Origin of the sequence: Mucilaginibacter sp. (assembly GCF_039921305.1) — a bacterium.
GTDB lineage: Bacteria > Bacteroidota > Bacteroidia > Sphingobacteriales > Sphingobacteriaceae > Mucilaginibacter.
The window spans coordinates 159,008-175,397 of record NZ_JBDSCA010000015.1 but is presented as its reverse complement, the minus strand read 5'-3'; the positions used below and the strand labels follow the sequence as shown (position 1 = coordinate 175,397).

Annotated in this window: 14 protein-coding genes; 6 read left to right on the top strand and 8 right to left on the bottom strand. The window is 42.3% G+C overall.

The window, feature by feature from the left end; all coding sequences use genetic code 11:
- The first annotated feature begins 87 nt into the window (after positions 1-87).
- From ABIN91_RS03650 to ABIN91_RS03635, 4 genes are all read left to right on the top strand, one after another.
- Positions 88-1,026, top strand: coding sequence for a LysR substrate-binding domain-containing protein (locus tag ABIN91_RS03650; RefSeq protein ID WP_348048553.1), 939 nt, complete (start codon positions 88-90; stop codon positions 1,024-1,026).
- A gap of 86 nt (positions 1,027-1,112) precedes the next feature.
- On the top strand, positions 1,113-3,521 hold the full coding sequence (locus tag ABIN91_RS03645; RefSeq protein ID WP_348048551.1) for a TonB-dependent receptor: 2,409 nt from the start codon (positions 1,113-1,115) through the stop codon (positions 3,519-3,521).
- Positions 3,522-3,531: 10 nt separating this feature from the next.
- Complete coding sequence (locus ABIN91_RS03640) at positions 3,532-4,668, top strand: PepSY-associated TM helix domain-containing protein (RefSeq protein ID WP_348048549.1); 1,137 nt, start codon at positions 3,532-3,534, stop codon at positions 4,666-4,668.
- A 136-nt stretch (positions 4,669-4,804) separates the two neighbouring features.
- Positions 4,805-5,302, top strand: coding sequence for an SHOCT domain-containing protein (locus ABIN91_RS03635; protein ID WP_348048547.1), 498 nt, complete (start codon positions 4,805-4,807; stop codon positions 5,300-5,302).
- 1 nt (position 5,303) lies between these two features.
- Here the strand turns inward: ABIN91_RS03635 and ABIN91_RS03630 are convergent, their stop codons facing one another.
- The 6 genes from ABIN91_RS03630 to ABIN91_RS03605 form a co-directional block, all read right to left on the bottom strand.
- Entirely contained in the window at positions 5,304-6,329 is a 1,026-nt protein-coding gene (locus ABIN91_RS03630) for a ferredoxin--NADP reductase (RefSeq protein WP_348048545.1), read from the bottom strand.
- A gap of 3 nt (positions 6,330-6,332) precedes the next feature.
- Positions 6,333-7,331 (bottom strand): zinc-binding dehydrogenase, encoded by a 999-nt coding sequence (locus tag ABIN91_RS03625; RefSeq protein ID WP_348048543.1) that lies wholly within the window; start codon positions 7,329-7,331, stop codon positions 6,333-6,335.
- An 81-nt stretch (positions 7,332-7,412) separates the two neighbouring features.
- Positions 7,413-8,024 carry a superoxide dismutase gene (locus ABIN91_RS03620; protein ID WP_348048541.1) on the bottom strand — a complete coding sequence of 204 codons (612 nt, stop codon included), beginning with the start codon at positions 8,022-8,024 and terminating at the stop codon, positions 7,413-7,415.
- A 92-nt stretch (positions 8,025-8,116) separates the two neighbouring features.
- A complete protein-coding gene (locus tag ABIN91_RS03615; protein ID WP_348048539.1) occupies positions 8,117-8,596 on the bottom strand; it encodes a nucleoside deaminase in 480 nt (159 codons plus the stop codon).
- On the bottom strand, positions 8,593-8,952 hold the full coding sequence (locus tag ABIN91_RS03610; RefSeq protein ID WP_348048537.1) for an SdpI family protein: 360 nt from the start codon (positions 8,950-8,952) through the stop codon (positions 8,593-8,595). The genes ABIN91_RS03615 and ABIN91_RS03610 overlap by 4 nt, the downstream gene beginning before the upstream one ends.
- A gap of 1 nt (position 8,953) precedes the next feature.
- Positions 8,954-9,289 carry a tRNA-binding protein gene (locus ABIN91_RS03605; RefSeq protein ID WP_348048535.1) on the bottom strand — a complete coding sequence of 112 codons (336 nt, stop codon included), beginning with the start codon at positions 9,287-9,289 and terminating at the stop codon, positions 8,954-8,956.
- Positions 9,290-9,814: 525 nt separating this feature from the next.
- Here ABIN91_RS03605 and radA point away from each other — a divergent pair.
- Complete coding sequence (gene radA, locus ABIN91_RS03600) at positions 9,815-11,230, top strand: DNA repair protein RadA (RefSeq protein ID WP_348048533.1); 1,416 nt, start codon at positions 9,815-9,817, stop codon at positions 11,228-11,230.
- A 2-nt stretch (positions 11,231-11,232) separates the two neighbouring features.
- On the opposite strand, the gene ABIN91_RS03595 is transcribed toward radA, so the two are convergent.
- Entirely contained in the window at positions 11,233-12,618 is a 1,386-nt protein-coding gene (locus ABIN91_RS03595; protein WP_348048531.1) for an NHL repeat-containing protein, read from the bottom strand.
- A gap of 104 nt (positions 12,619-12,722) precedes the next feature.
- Here ABIN91_RS03595 and ABIN91_RS03590 point away from each other — a divergent pair, with 104 nt between their 5' ends.
- Positions 12,723-13,175: a DUF4920 domain-containing protein gene (locus ABIN91_RS03590; protein WP_348048529.1), complete on the top strand. Its 453-nt coding sequence runs from the start codon at positions 12,723-12,725 to the stop codon at positions 13,173-13,175.
- 96 nt (positions 13,176-13,271) lie between these two features.
- Here the strand turns inward: ABIN91_RS03590 and carB are convergent, their stop codons facing one another.
- Positions 13,272-16,091, bottom strand: a complete 2,820-nt coding sequence (carB, locus tag ABIN91_RS03585; protein ID WP_348048527.1) for a carbamoyl-phosphate synthase large subunit — start codon at positions 16,089-16,091, stop codon at positions 13,272-13,274.
- Positions 16,092-16,390 lie beyond the last annotated feature (299 nt).

Here is a 16,390-nt window from a genome sequence, read left to right as displayed (position 1 = left end):
TGAACTTTATATATCAAAGCTGATGAAATTTATTTTATAGACAAAATCAATTAATGTTATATTTGAATAGATTTTATCTATAGTATTATGACATTAGTACAACTGGAATATATTGTAGCCTTAGATAGCTACCGTAGTTTTGTAACCGCCGCCGAAAAGTGCTTTGTAACGCAGCCCACGCTAAGTATGCAGGTGCAAAAGCTTGAAGATACCCTTGGTGTTAAAATATTTGACCGAAGCAAACAGCCCGTTGTACCCACCGAGATTGGTATTGAAATTATAGAACAGGCCCGCATTTTATTAGGCGAAAGTGTAAAGATCAAAGAGATCATTAGTGATAGGCAAAAAGAACTTTCGGGTGAGTTAAAGATAGGCATCATCCCAACCATATCACCTTATTTGTTGCCACGGATAATTAATAAGTTTATTGAAAAGTACCCCCAGGTTAAATTGATTGTTTGGGAACAAACCACCGAAATGATCATACAACAGGTTAAGTTAGGCATGATAGATTGTGGTGTACTTTCAACCCCCTTGCATGAGCCATCGTTAATGGAGATACCTGTTTTTTATGAAAACTTTGTTGCCTATGCTTCTAAAAGTAGCCGCCTGTACAAAAAGAAAAGCATTAATCCCGATGATATTGATATGGAGGAAATTTGGGTGTTGAACGAAGGGCATTGCATGCGCGAGCAGGTGCTCAACATTTGTCAGCGCAGGCGTTCAACTAAGGGGTTCCAGCACTTTGAATATAACACTGGTAGTGTTGAAACGTTAAAGCGGATGGTTGATCAAAACAGCGGTGCCACGATATTACCAGAATTAGCTTTATCCGACCTAAGTGAAAAACAACTCGACAAAGTTCGTTATTTCAAATCTCCAGAGCCCGTGCGTGAGGTAAGCATCATTATACAAAAGAACTACCTAAAACGCCGTATGATAGAAGCCTTACGTGCCGAGATAATTGAATTTGTACCTAAACGGATGCGAAGCCGCAAAAAGAAAGAGGTGATGGATATTCGTTAATACTATTTAGAATAATTATAAATAAAGTTTGCAATTGTAGATTTCATCATTACTTTTGCCATTAATTATAATTAGTCTAAATAAAAATGAAAAAACAGCAACCTGAAACTTTACTCTTACTTCTTTCCCTTATTCTTAGTTTATTTACCCTAAATGTAGTTGCACAACAAGCAACCCGTGGTAACATACATGGCCAAATTATTACTATTGAACATAAACCAGCCGAAAATGTGAATGTAGTTTTAAAGGATACACGTTTTGGCACATTATCTGACGAAAATGGTAATTATTCATTTAGGGTTCCGGCCGGAACTTATACAATTGTGATATCGCACATAGGCGCAAAAAACCAGGAAACGCAAATTACTGTACAAGCAGGCCAAACAACCAAGGTGCAACCATTAATATTTAACATATCTGCAACATCACTGCAAGAGGTTACAGTGAGCGATAACAAAACAAATAGATTTGCCAAAAAGCAGAGTAACTACATTGCCAGAATGCCTCTCAAAAACCTGGAAAACCCACAATCGCATAGTGTAATATCAAGCGAACTGCTCAAAGAACAAGTGATCACTAATTTTGATGATGCCTTGAAAAATACTCCGGGTATTGATAAACTTTGGTCGTCAACCGGCCGTGCCGGTGATGGTGCAGGTTACTTTTCTTTAAGAGGGTTTGCCGTACAGCCTACTATGGTGAACGGCCTACCGGGCTTAACCAATGGCGGACTTGATGTAGCCAACGTTGAACGCATTGAAGTATTGAGAGGGCCATCAGGGACATTATTTGGTAGTAGTTTGATCTCTTACGGTGGGTTGATCAATGTTGTGACCAAAAAACCATTTGAAAGTTTCAAAACCGAAGTTACCTATACATCAGGCAGTTTTGGCTTGAACAGGTTCACGGCTGACGTTAATACGCCATTGGATTCTGCTAAAAAAGTGTTACTAAGGGTTAACGCCGCTTACCACGACGAAAATAGTTTTCAGGATGCCGGTTTTAAAAAGACCCGCTTTTTTGCCCCATCCCTATCTTACAAAGTAGATGATAAGCTTTCTTTTTTAGTGAATGCTGAATTTTTAGCTGCCGAAGGTACCAACCCAACCATGTTGTTTTTTGACAGGGGAACAGCATTGAGGGCAAAAAATCTTTCAGAATTAGGGTATGATCGTAACAAATCATTCACCAGTAATGATCTGACCATGCAAAACCCCACTACTACCCTGCAAGGGCAAATGAATTATAGGTTCAACGATCAATGGACCGCGCAAACCGTTCTTTCACGCAGTACAGCACAATCAAAGGGCTATTACTCTTACCTGTACGAGATATCACAATATATACCGGGTTATCCAAATGTATCACCAACGTTTAACCGATACATCAGCGATCAAAATTCTACAACATCAACTACAGATATTCAGCAAAACTTTAATGGTGATATCAAATTAGGGCCTATTCGCAATCGCATTTTAGTAGGCCTTGATTACTTCAGTCGGGTAACCATTAATAACAGCACAGGATATGCCAATATAGGCATGGTTAACATGGCCGGACTTGAAACGGGTATATTATCAAAACAGCAGGTTGATACTAAACTGAGTGCTTCAGCTGTAGATAACAGTAATACTGAACAGGAGGTTTATAGCGCCTACGCATCTGATGTTGTTAATTTCACATCTACTTTATCTGCAATGTTAAGCCTCCGTGTTGACCATTTTAAAAATGGAGGTTTAACTGCTTTGGCTGATGATAAGTATTCGCAAACTGCATTATCACCTAAATTTGGATTAGTGTACCAGCCTATAGCCGATAAGCTATCGGTGTTTGCTAACTATATGAATGGTTTTAGCAATGTAGCTCCTGTGCGTAATACGGCTGGCCAAACCATAACGTTCAAGCCTGAGCATGCCAACCAAATGGAGGCCGGTGTTAAAATGAACATTTTTGAAAGTAAACTGGCGGCTACGGTAAGCTATTACAATATCAAAGTATCCGACAAGGTAAGGCAACTAAGCCCGAACGATTATGTACAGGATGGCGAAAATAACAGTCGCGGTTTTGAAGCCGATATTACCGCTAACCCGGTACCAGGTTTAAACATTGTTGCCGGCTATAGTTATAATAACAGCAAGGTTGTTAAAACAGATGCTACTGATTATTTAGGAAAAAGGCCCGAAGAAGCAGGCCCACAAAATTTAGTTAATGCCTGGATCAGCTACCGATTTGAACAAGGCCGTATCAAAGGTTTCGGTTTAGGATTTGGCGGAAATTATGCCAGCGAGAACAAAATACTAAACCGTGAAACTACAGGTACATTTAGCCTCCCGGCTTATACTGTGCTAAACTCATCTCTATTTTACTCAGTTAAAGCCTGGGATCTGGCTTTTAAAGTAGATAACCTTACCAATAAAGAATATTATAAAGGTTGGTCAACCATTGAGCCGCAAAAACCAAGAGCTTTTATTGCAAGTATAGCATTTAAGTTTTAATACGCCTGGTATGACTACCTTAAAAAAAGCCATCCTTTTTTTACACCGCTGGCTCGGATTTATATCCGGGCTCGTGGTGTTTATTGTGAGCGTTACCGGGTGCCTTTTTGCTTTTCAGGATGAGATACAGGATGCCCTGTACAGCTACCGAAAAGTTGAGGTACAACATAAACCGTATTTGCCACCATCGCAAATAAAACAGATAGCGTTGCAAAAGTATCCAACGGGAGAATCAAGCATAGTGGCCTATTATGGCCCTAACCGCCCTGCAGCAGCTATGGTAACTATACCCAAAGCAGGAACACATTATATTTTTATAAACCCCTATTCCGGGCAGTTTTTACACGATGAGAATATTGCACGTAACTTTTTCGTCATCGTTGAGTTTATTCACCTATACCTGTTATTACCCCCGGCTATAGGCCAGATGATTGTAGGCATATCGGTCATCATTTTTGTGATCATTATGATAACCGGTATCATATTATGGTGGCCTAAACGCAAAACCGACCGTAAACGCAGCTTTACTATTAAATGGAATGGCCGCTGGCGCAGGGTTAATTATGATTTGCATAATGTATTGGGTTTTTACGCTTGCGCAATCGCCATTATTCTTGCCATATCGGGTTTATCCATAGCTTTTGATTGGGTGCGGACAGGTATTTATAATACTGCTAATTTGGGCAAATCCTACGCCTTCGAAAAAAGCGAGGTAAAATCCGATTCAACTAAAAGGGTCACGATTAATCAATCTATCGGCGATAAAGCCTTTGCTTATTCAACTGCACACTCTCCAGAGGCAAAAATGTTTTTTATAAGCCAGGGGGGCAAGAAATCAAAAAATAATGTATCTGTAACGGCGTATTACAAATCCATGCACTATTACAAAAGTGATAGTTATGTGTTTGACAAATACAGTGGCAACTTGCTTAAAATACTACCACATACCGGGAAAAGCGCCGGGATGAAAATAAACGAAATGAATTACGATATCCACGTAGGCCAGATATTGGGTTTGACCGGAAAGATCATCGCGTTTATAGCCAGTCTCATCTGCGCAAGCTTACCTATTACCGGTTTCATTATCTGGCTGGGTAAGCGCAATAAAAAAAGACATAAAAAACCAAGAGCCAGGCTTGCTGTTTAAAGCCTTGTAAATACTTATAAGTCCTGTTTACCTGCGGTTGTACTATTGAAAATACCGCGGGTAAACCAGGCACGAATTATCTATCTTCCGGAATTGGTCCAAATTTTGCTGCATATTTGTAACCAAATCATTTATCATGAAAAACTTATTACTCTTCTTCCTGCTTTTTCCGGGTATTGTTGTAGCACAAACTTTAACTGAGTATAAAGCTCTCAATAATAAAACCTACCATGTTGGCGATACAGTTAGATTAGGTAAAGGTTCATCGCCAACCGGCGAATTTCTATACATTCAAATAGGTGGTTTTAATAGCTTTTTAAGCCGTGGCCATAATCAAAACATTGATAAAGCCTATGCCAATACAGGTTTAGTGATCAAAAAAATTAAGAAAGGTAAACCCGACCCACGAAGCATTGAAAAGCTATGGTTTGTTGTTGATGGCGGCGGTATTACAACATACAATTTATATATTGATGATGCCATAAGTGCCTGCGAGGTAATCCCTTGTGGTAATACTCCAAAAGAGAGCCTCAGCGTGGCCGACGAAATACTGAAGCTTAAAAAACTATTGGATGCGGGCGCAATAACACAAAAGGAATATGATGCTCAAAAAAAGAAGTTGTTAAATCAATAGTTTAAAATTCAATTTCCACATCATCACTAACCGGGTGGCCGGTACAGGTGAGTATCCATTTATGTTGCAGATCCTGATCGGTTAATACATCGTTAACAACCATTTCAACCTTGCCGTTTTTGCATATAGCTGTGCATGTTGAGCAAATACCTGCCCGGCAACTATAAGGTATCCGGATGTTGTTTTGCAAAGCCGCTTGCAGTATGGATTGATTTTCGCCAACCATCAGGTCGTAAGTAGTTGCTCCAAAATGTAACTTGATCTTCCTTGGCGGGAAGTTCATTACCGTAGTTGATACGGGTACAGTTTCCAACACAAAGTTTTCCCGTCGTATCTGCGCGGCATCAAAACCCATAAAAGTTAAGGTAAGTTTAACCATGCGCATGTAAACAAATGGCCCGCAGATAAAAAATTCCGCTTGGTCAGATGAATATTGCAGGTTGGCATTTACCAATTGCGTTACCAACTCATTATTTAATCGCTTGCGCGGAGAGTTATCTTCGCTTACACTGAACAGATAAATCACCTTTAACCTATCAGGAAAATCATTAACCAACTCGTTTAAATCAGTATAAAACAAAGTAGATTTTGCCTTATGGCTGCTGTAAACTAAAGTGATCTTACTGGCCCCCTTACGGGATAAGGCATACTTGATCTGTGCATAAACAGGAGTAATACCGCTACCAGCAGCGAAATAGAAGATATCTTTATTACTATCGGGATTCGCTTCAACAAACTTCCCGGCGGGAGCGAGGCCGTTCAAAACGTCGCCAACCTTTATTTTGGTAAGCAAGAAACGGGATATCTCACCATTCTCCATCCGTTTAACGGTGATAGAAAGAAAGTCTTCATGCGGAGATGAGCTCAGAGAATACGACCGCCTTATCTCCTCCCTATGATGCGAAAATATAAGTGTAATAAACTGTCCGGCCTGATATAGTATCTCTTCGCCGTTGATCTCGCTTAAAAAGAACGTGGCCGTATCGCCTGTTTCCCATTTAATGGCCTCAACCCTAAGCTGCAACATTAACTACGATATTTTAAGCACGATCTTACCAAACTGGTTTGATTTCTCCATTTTGCCAATCGCGGCTGCAGCCTGATCCAATGGAAATACTTCGTCAACAACGGGCACTATCCGGTGCTGATCTACCAGATCCATCATCGCTTTAAATTCATCAACCGTACCCATCATAGAGCCGGATAATACCAGTTGCTTATAGAAAAACTTACGGGCGTTAAACGCCGGGAAATCACCAGCCGTACCACCGAAGGTAACAATATGGGCACCCGGTTTGCACAGATCAGGTATCCTGGCAAAGCCATCGCCCAGGGCGCTGTCAACAACTACATCAAAGCCGCCTGCTAATTCTTTTAACTGGTTGTCCCAATCTTCATCTTTATAATTAGCACCGCCAACAGCACCCAATTGTTTAGCCAATTCTATCTTTTCGGCCGAGCCGGATGTTACGTATACCGTAGCTCCTGCCGCAACAGCCCATTGTATGGCAAAGCTACCTGTACCACTGCCTGCGCCAACTATCAGTACTTTATCACCTGCTTTTAGTTGGCCTTTTGTAAACAAAGCCCGATAAGCCGTTAAACCTGCAAGCGGGATTGCCGAAGCCTGTTCCCAGCTTAAATGCGTTGGTTTGGGATATAGATACTCTGCTTTAACTTTTACATACTCAGCAAAAGTACCATCATCTGGCAAACCCAATATCTTAAAGTCTTTACCCTGAAAACTAGGATCATCACCATAATCGTGACTTGGGTTTATCACTACTTCTTTACCAATTAAGTTTGCATCAACCCCTTCACCAACCTCACTTACAATGCCTGCACCGTCAGAACCCAATATGGTAGGATACTTTATACCGCCATATTTACCAACGGTTATCCAGTAATCGCGGCGATTCAAAGCGGCGGCCTTTAACTGAACTAAAACTTCGCCAGCTTGCAAAACGGGTTTGTCAACTTCTTTGTAAACTATCGGGTTTTCGGCACTTTCGAGTACGATGGCTTTCATTGGGAGATGTATAAAAGATTATAAAAACAAAGAAACGGCTGAGTCATTCAACTCAGCCGTTAATTATTAATTCTGTACTAATTAAGCTATCGCTTTTTTGTACAGATCAGCAACGTGGTTCCAGTTGATCACGTTAAAGAAAGCCGCCAGATAATCAGGACGACGGTTTTGATATTTTAAGTAGTAAGCATGTTCCCAAACGTCAACACCTAAAATTGGCGTGCCTTTTACTTCGGCAATATCCATCAAAGTGTTATCCTGGTTAGGAGTTGAAGTTACAGCCAGTTTTTTATCAGCAGTAACAATTAACCATGCCCAGCCTGATCCGAAACGGGTTGCACCAGCTTCTGATAGTTTGGTTTTAAACTCGCCGAAAGAACCGAATGTAGCTTTGATAGCTTCGGCTAATTCGCCTGTAGGCTCACCACCACCGTTTGGAGTTAAAATGCTCCAGAAAAAAGTGTGGTTGTAATGGCCACCACCATTGTTGCGTACAGCAGGCGGAAATTTAGAGATGTTTTTAACGATCTCTTCAATGCTACTTGTAGCCTCGGGCTTACCTTCAAGCGCCTTGTTCAGGTTGGTAACATAAGCCTGGTGATGCTTACCGTGGTGAATTTCCATGGTCAGCTTATCAATGTGTGGTTCTAATGCGTCGGTAGCGTATGGTAACGCTGGTAATTCAAATGCCATGTGATCTATTTTTAAAAGGTTAAATAAAATGTAGTTGACTATCGTCGGGAACAAATATAACGGCATATCCTTGATATTTGTTCAAATGAATGTTAAGTTTTAAGTCTTTTCTTTCTAAAAAACTCCTTAACCAGTTCTGAGCACTCATTTTCCATAATCCCCCCGGTTATTAAAGTTTTAGGATGCGTTATCTTTTGATTCAATCTGCCGAAACCGCGTTGGGTATCATAAGCTCCAAAAACTATCTTGCCCACCTGGAACCAATAACTGGCCCCGGCGCACATTACGCAGGGTTCCATAGTAACATACAAAGTACACTCGGGCAGGTATTTACCACCAGTGTGGTTGGTTGCGGCGGTTAAAGCCTGCATCTCGGCATGGGCCGATACATCATTCAGCCGCTCCGTAAGGTTATGCCCACGGCCAATAATCTGGCCTTTACAAACCACAATGGCCCCAATCGGTATCTCATCCTCGGCTAAAGCCAAACGGGCTTCCTTTAACGCTTCCTTCATAAAAAAATCGTCAGGAGATATCGTTGGCGCTTCGTCGGTAAAATTGTAGTATCTCATTCAGCTTTCTTATCAAATGTTTTTTCGAGGTGTTTCTCTGTTTTCACCATTAATACTACCGCAAACCCTATCCCGGTAAAGGTGGTAGTTATAACCATCACTAATTCGTACTTAATACTAAATATTGCAGCCATTATCAAGCCAAGCACAATAGCTATCAAACCCATCTTAATCATTAAAATGGCAGAATATCTGTTGGCCTCGTCCCACGTCTGCTGACTTTTTTTCGATGAGTCTGTCCGGTAGCCATACAAATTATTGATGCGCTTTGGCGGATAATACTTTTGAATACAACCCACAATAAGCATCATCACCCCTACTATTTGCGGACCAACTATCCAATGCGCTAATATCATCTTATATCAATTTATGCCCGTTAGGTACGGGTTTATCAACACCCGCCAAAATAATATCACCATTTTCATCAGCAAAGCCGGTAACCAAAAATTCCGACATAAAGGTAGCTATCTGTTTCTTCGGAAAGTTAACTACGCCCATAATTTGCTTACCAATCAATTCTTCCTGAGCATAATGCTTCGTGATCTGCGCGCTGCTCCATTTAATGCCCAGTTCCCCAAAATCAACCTGTATTTTATAAGCTGGCTTACGCGCTTCCGGAAAATCAAATACAGCTAATATAGTGCCTGCGCGAAGTTCAACCTTTTCAAAATCGTTCCAGGTAATGGTTTCCATAATTCAAAAGTATTAAAAGTCCATAGTGAATGGCCCATAGACCATAGTAATATTTGAAAAATTAATCAATCTTTTTACCATGCACCATTCACTATAGTCTATGGACTATAAAAAAACCTACCTTTTATCTATCGAGACTTTATAGAAGCTCAAAAGCTAATTTGGAATTTTTCAAATAGAAACTTTATTTCAACACAAATCAAACTTATGTTGGCTGGGTTTCTATGTTTAGGAGCAGGAATACTCTCGCATGATTGGATTAGTTTAGGATTAGGAAGCGGTTTCCTTTCTTATATTATTTTAGGTTGCATTGGATTTTATGAGCGCAAAAAACGCTTTTTAAGAAGGCTACAAAGGTATACCGCATTTGAAGGTAGACAAGAGATACTCCTTTTTTTAAAGAAAAAACTTACTATCCAAAATGATTAAACTATCGTACTCAGTACAAGAAATTACTAAAATAATTAGTAAAATATAAAACTAATCTGCACATTTGCACATCTTCAAATCTGCACATCCAACAAAATGGCTAAAATCCGAACTTCCTACTTCTGCCAGAGCTGTGGCTACGAATCTGCTAAATGGCTGGGTAAGTGCCCAAGCTGTAATCAGTGGAATACTTTTGTGGAGGAGATTATGGAGAAGCCTAATACTTCTATTCCTAACTGGAAGGCGAGCACTACGGCTTCAACTTCTATGCAGCGCTCTAACAAGCCTGTTTTGGTTGCGGATGTGGTTTACCAGGAGGAGCACCGTTTATTAACTCCCGACAAGGAATTTAATCGGGTTTTGGGTGGGGGTATTGTTGCAGGTTCTCTGGTGCTGATTGGTGGTGAGCCGGGCATCGGTAAATCTACACTCATGCTACAACTGGCTATGAATATGCCCGCGCTTAAGGTGTTGTACATATCGGGCGAGGAAAGTGAGATGCAGATCAAGATGCGGGCCGAGCGGTTGGCGCCTAACGCTGGTAAATCGGGTGGTGGCTGTTATATCCTGACAGAAACCTCAACTCAAAATATATTTAAACAGATAGAACAGTTGGAACCGGATCTGGTGGTAGTTGATTCTATCCAGACTTTGCATTCGGCACATATTGAATCTACACCGGGTAGTGTGTCGCAGGTGCGGGAATGTACGGCGGAATTGCTGCGTTTTGCTAAGGAGACTTCGACGCCGGTGTTTTTGATAGGGCACATTACTAAGGATGGGATGATTGCCGGTCCGAAGATATTGGAGCACATGGTGGATACCGTGCTGCAATTTGAGGGCGACAGGCACCATGTTTACCGGATATTGCGGGCTATTAAAAATCGCTTTGGTTCGGCATCGGAATTAGGGATCTATGAGATGCTGGGCGAAGGATTAAGAGAAGTTTCCAATCCATCAGAAATATTGTTATCACAACGTGATGAGCCATTAAGCGGCATCACCATATCGGCTACTTTAGAGGGCCTGAGGCCAATGTTGATAGAAACGCAGGCATTGGTTAGCGTATCGCCTTATGGTACGCCACAGCGCTCGGCAACGGGCTTTGATACTAAGCGAATGAACATGCTGTTGGCCGTATTGGAAAAACGCTGCGGGTTTAAACTTGGCGCTAAAGATGTTTTCCTGAATATTACGGGTGGCATACGTGTTGAAGACCCGGCTATTGACCTGGGTTTGGCCGCGGCTATTGTATCATCGCACGAAGATATCCCGGTGCCATTTAAAACCTGTTTTGCTGCGGAGTTGGGTCTATCGGGCGAGATACGGGCGGTTAACCGGATTGAGCAACGCATTGCCGAAGCTCAAAAACTGGGTTTTGAGCAGATATTTATTTCTAAATACAATATGCCTACGGGCGGTAAGGGCAAAAAAATAGACTTCTCCCGTTACAGCATCGAGGTTAAACCTGTTGGCCGGATAGAAGAAGCCTTTAATTTGTTATTTGGGTAAAATCACGGTGTTGTTGTCACCACGATCTTCCTGATCATGTTGTTATAAATATCGGCTACATAAATGTTCCCCGAAGCATCAACAGTTAAGCCTTGCGGATTGTTAAACGCGGCAGCCGTATTTACACCATTGGCAAAGCCTGTGGTAGTTAAACTTCCCGCTAAGGATATTAATATATTACCTGTAGTGATTTCCATGATACGGTCACCCGAATCGGAGATAAACAGGTTTCCTGTGGCATCAATACAGATACCAGTGGGCGATGGGATAATGGTTGAAAATATTTTACTGCCAATTAATGTAGTAACTACACCGCCAGATGCAATTTTACGGATGGCAGAGTTACCACTATCGGCAACATACACATTGCCTTGTGAATCAACCGTTACGCCGCTTGGCGAGCTAAAACCAGCAGCGGTGCCTGTTCCATCCAGTAAGGAAGCTGTGGTGGTTCCGGCCAGGGTGGTCACTACTCCGGCAGGAGTGATCTGGCGAATCATGTTATTCCCCTTATCGGCAACGAAAACATTTCCGCTGGCATCAACGGTTAAGGCTATAGGCGATTTAAATACCGCGGCCGTGCCTGTACCATCGGAATAACCCGCATTGCCCCTTCCCGCCAAAGTACTAACTACACCTGAGCTGCTTATTTTGCGGATCATGTTATTGCCCATATCGGCAACATACAAATTGCCCGATGCATCAATGGCCACGGCCGAAGGGGCGTAAAATTCGGCGCTTGCTGATGAGCCATCTAAGTACCCCACATTCCCGTTACCGGCGAAGGTTGTTGTTACACCGGCCGCGGTTATCTTCCTGATCACGTTATTGTAACTATCGGCAACATAAATATTTCCAGTGGCATCGGCACAAACACCCTGTGGGCTATAGAATGATGAACCCGCGCCTGTACCATTAACAGAACCTGTATTCACATTCCCGGCAAGGGTACTTACTGTAGCTGTTACCGCATAGGTGGCAGAGTTGGTTTTAAATTTGATTACGCTGCCGTAGCCTGTACCCAAATTATTGGTAGCATAGGCCCGCACATAATAGGTTGTATTAGGGGTAAGCGCAGTTAAGTTTGCTGCTACGCTTAAAGTATCGAGGCCGTGGCTGGTTTTTGAATCGGCAATGGTAGGTGTTTGATTGGTTGAACTCCAGCAGATACCTTCGGCGGTTAGGGCGAACGCGTTATCGCCATAGTAACTTATTAAACCATATGCCTGGGCGGTAGTTGTGGTTACCGAATTAATGACAGGATATGTGGAAATTACGGGCACAGAAGTAGCCGTATCGTTTGATGATTTGTTGCAGGCACTAATTATGAATAATAGTAACAGGCAAGCGGCAGATAAGGTGATAACAATAGGTTGTTGTTTTTTCATGAAGATAAAAATCTGCACCCAAAATGAAATTTTGATGAAGCAGACTCCCATTTAACTCTTTTTAACTAAAACTTAATGCTAATGAAAGATGTTTGTTACATACCATGATGAAGATTTGCTTTTTTATCGCAATGATGCTCTCCCCTGTTCAGAAACGGGTGCCGCTTCCGCATGGTATGATGTTTGGAAAAAAGGTTGATGAGCGGCAAAATATGTCAGCTACAAAGCTTGAAGCCTATATGGGTAAGAGAACGCGTATATCAACCACTATATTTGGAAAGGTTATACAGGTTGATACGCCAAAAGGCGGATGGTTCCGGATGGACGCGGGTAACGGCAACGTGATTAAGGTACACTTTACGGATTATAGCGTAACTATCCCCAAAGAATTAAAAGGCCGGACGGTGATGATACAGGGTATTGCTCAAAAGCAATTTATGGCTGATGAGATGCAACACTACACCGGCGATAAGGTTAAAGGGGGGAAAGAGCACCAGGTAAAGGTTGCCCCAAAAAGGAAATTAACTTTTGAAGCTTCGGGGTTGATGGTGGAATAGAGAGCAAGGATAGAAGGAGCAAGGAACAAATGCTTGAAAAATAAAAAAGGAGCAAGAAATCTTTATTCCTTGCTCCTTCTATCTTTGTTCTGTAGCTTACTTGCTCAGGAACATTGATTTAATGCTGTATAAATGCTTAAAGTATGGATCGTTCAAGTCGGGAATGAAACGGATGGCTTCGCCTGTTGATTTCATTTCGGGGCCTAATTGTTTTTCTACCTCGGGGAACTTATCGTAAGAGAATACGGGCTCTTTAATAGCGTAACCTTTCAGTTTGCGCTCAATGGTAAAATCTTTCAGTTTATTTACCCCTAACATTACCTTAGCGGCGATGTTGATATAAGGCACATCGTAGGCTTTGGCGATGAAAGGGACTGTACGTGACGCACGTGGGTTAGCCTCTATCACATATACCATTTCGTTTTTAACGGCGAACTGGATGTTCAACAAGCCGCGAACATTTAATGCTTTAGCTATTTTGATGGTATGATCTTCCATTTGCTTCAGCACGTTATCGCTCAGGTTGAATGGCGGCAATACCGCGTTTGAATCGCCTGAGTGGATACCGGCGGGCTCAATGTGCTCCATCATACCGATGATGTGAACATCCTCGCCATCGCTGATGGAATCTGATTCGGCTTCTTCGGCACGATCCAGAAAGTGATCTATCAGCACACGGTTTCCCGGAAGGTTTTTTAACAGGTTAACTACGGCTTTTTCCAGGTCCTCGTCGTTTATCACGATGCTCATACCCTGGCCACCTAATACATAGCTTGGACGAACCAGTACCGGGTAACCAACTTTATGGGCAACCTCGATAGCTTCTTCGGCGCTTTCGGCAACACCGTATTTTGGGTATGGGATGCCAAGATCTTTCAGCATATCGCTAAAGCGACCACGATCTTCGGCGATATCCATGTTATCGTATGATGTTCCGATAATTTTGATGCCGTGCTCGTGCAGTTTTTCGGCCATTTTAAGGGCTGTTTGTCCGCCTAGCTGAACGATCACACCTTCTGGTTTTTCCAGTTCGATGATCTCGCGAACGTGCTCCCAGAATACAGGCTCGAAGTATAGCTTATCGGCCATGTTAAAATCGGTAGAAACCGTTTCGGGGTTACAGTTGATCATGATGGCTTCAAAGCCGGTTTCTTTGGCGGCAAGCAAACCATGAACGCAACTGTAATCAAACTCGATACCCTGACCGATACGGTTAGGGCCTGAGCCTAATACGATGATCTTTTTCTTATCAGAAACTATCGACTCGTTCTCACCTTCGTAAGTTGAGTAGAAGTATGGGGTTTTGGCCTGGAACTCTGCAGCGCAGGTATCAACCATTTTGTAAACGCGCCGGATGCCCAAAGCCTTGCGGCGTTGGTAAACATCCTCTTCGGTTACATTGTAGCCTAAAATTGTAGCTATCTGGATATCACTGAAACCTTTTTGTTTTAGTGTGAAAAGGAAATCGGGAGGGATATTATTGATCGAGTAGCGACGCAGTTCGGTCTCTAAGGCAACCAATTCCTGAATCTGGATCAAAAACCACTTGTCTATTTTAGTTGACTTACGGATAGATTCCAACGGAACACCTAAGCTTAAGGCATCGTAAATGTGGAATAACCTGTCCCAGCTTGGTTTTTCCAGGCTGTGCATAATTTCGTCGAGGTTGCGGCTTTGTTTGCCATCGGCACCAATACCGGCGCGGCCTATCTCTAAGCTTTGGCAGGCTTTCTGCAGGGCCTCAATAAAGCTGCGGCCTATACCCATTACCTCGCCTACTGATTTCATTTGTAAACCCAGTTCGCGGTTAGCGCCCTTAAATTTATCGAAGTTCCAACGGGGAATCTTTACGATCACGTAATCTAACGTTGGCTCAAAGTAAGCCGAAGTTGTTTTGGTGATCTGGTTTTCTATTTCGTCCAGGTTGTAACCAATGGCCAGCTTTGCAGCTATTTTGGCGATAGGGTAACCTGTTGCTTTTGATGCTAAGGCAGATGAGCGTGATACGCGTGGGTTAATTTCGATAGCGATAATTTCATCGTTTACCGGGTTAACCGAGAATTGTACGTTACAACCGCCGGCGAAGTTACCAATGGCACGCATCATTTTGATGGCCTGGTTACGCATTTCCTGATAACAGCGGTCGCTCAACGTCATGGCCGGGGCCACGGTTATGGAATCGCCGGTGTGGATACCCATTGGGTCGAAGTTTTCGATAGAGCAAATGATGATCACGTTATCGTTACTATCGCGCAAAAGCTCTAATTCATATTCTTTCCAGCCTAAAACTGCCTGCTCAACCAAAACCTCGTGGGTTGGCGATGCTTGTAAGCCGCGGCTCAGGGCAGCATCAAAATCTTCTTTTTTATGTACAAAGCCTGCACCTTTACCACCAAGCGTATAGCTTGGACGAATAACTAAAGGATAGCCTATTTGCTGTGCTGCTTCTTTACCTTCTAAAAACGAGTTGGCAATTTTTGATGTGGCCACACCTACACCGATATCAACCATTAATTGGCGGAAAGCTTCTCGGTTTTCGGTTTTTTCGATGGCCGCTAAATCAACCCCAATAATTTTAACCCCGTATTTTTCCCAAATGCCACGTTCGGCTACGGCGATACAAAGGTTAAGTGCAGTTTGGCCACCCATGGTTGGGAGTACGGCGTCAATTTTTTGTTCCTGTAAAATCTTTTCAATACTTTCAGGTTCAAGTGGCAGCAGGTACACATGATCGGCAATAACCTTATCAGTCATGATGGTAGCCGGGTTGCTGTTGATGATGGATACCGAGATGCCTTCGTCTTTTAAAGATAAGGCAGCTTGCGAGCCGGCATAATCAAATTCGCAGGCCTGGCCAATGATGATTGGACCTGAACCGATGATCAGTACTGATTTAATGGAGGTGTCTTTGGGCATAGGGCTTTTTAATGAAAAAGTCTAAAAGTTATGAGTCAAAAGTCGATAAAAAGACAAGACTGTATACTATGCGCTGATCGGGTAAACCCGATCGTTGCGTTCGGGATGCAAAGATAGGTTTTTGAGTGGCATGAGTTAAAGTTTTTTGCAAATTTTATATTGCTGGTAAGGCATTTGCAAATTTTGTTTGTATAGCGGGAATTATCACAGATTTTGCAAATTACATTGCTTGTATTGCTGAAATCCCACAAAGGCTTGGGTAAACTGAGCTATTTTTATATGAGTATATAATTGGCTGG

Bases quoted from the DNA above. Each gene is read 5' to 3' on its own strand.
- ABIN91_RS03650 (WP_348048553.1), top strand. From the start codon at position 88: ATGACATTAGTACAACTGGAATATATTGTAGCCTTAGATAGCTACCGT.
- ABIN91_RS03645 (WP_348048551.1), top strand. From the start codon at position 1,113: ATGAAAAAACAGCAACCTGAAACTTTACTCTTACTTCTTTCCCTTATT.
- ABIN91_RS03640 (WP_348048549.1), top strand. From the start codon at position 3,532: ATGACTACCTTAAAAAAAGCCATCCTTTTTTTACACCGCTGGCTCGGA.
- ABIN91_RS03635 (WP_348048547.1), top strand. From the start codon at position 4,805: ATGAAAAACTTATTACTCTTCTTCCTGCTTTTTCCGGGTATTGTTGTA.
- ABIN91_RS03630 (WP_348048545.1), bottom strand. From the start codon at position 6,329: ATGTTGCAGCTTAGGGTTGAGGCCATTAAATGGGAAACAGGCGATACG.
- ABIN91_RS03625 (WP_348048543.1), bottom strand. From the start codon at position 7,331: ATGAAAGCCATCGTACTCGAAAGTGCCGAAAACCCGATAGTTTACAAA.
- ABIN91_RS03620 (WP_348048541.1), bottom strand. From the start codon at position 8,024: ATGGCATTTGAATTACCAGCGTTACCATACGCTACCGACGCATTAGAA.
- ABIN91_RS03615 (WP_348048539.1), bottom strand. From the start codon at position 8,596: ATGAGATACTACAATTTTACCGACGAAGCGCCAACGATATCTCCTGAC.
- ABIN91_RS03610 (WP_348048537.1), bottom strand. From the start codon at position 8,952: ATGATATTAGCGCATTGGATAGTTGGTCCGCAAATAGTAGGGGTGATG.
- ABIN91_RS03605 (WP_348048535.1), bottom strand. From the start codon at position 9,289: ATGGAAACCATTACCTGGAACGATTTTGAAAAGGTTGAACTTCGCGCA.
- radA (WP_348048533.1), top strand. From the start codon at position 9,815: ATGGCTAAAATCCGAACTTCCTACTTCTGCCAGAGCTGTGGCTACGAA.
- ABIN91_RS03595 (WP_348048531.1), bottom strand. From the start codon at position 12,618: ATGAAAAAACAACAACCTATTGTTATCACCTTATCTGCCGCTTGCCTG.
- ABIN91_RS03590 (WP_348048529.1), top strand. From the start codon at position 12,723: ATGATGAAGATTTGCTTTTTTATCGCAATGATGCTCTCCCCTGTTCAG.
- carB (WP_348048527.1), bottom strand. From the start codon at position 16,091: ATGCCCAAAGACACCTCCATTAAATCAGTACTGATCATCGGTTCAGGT.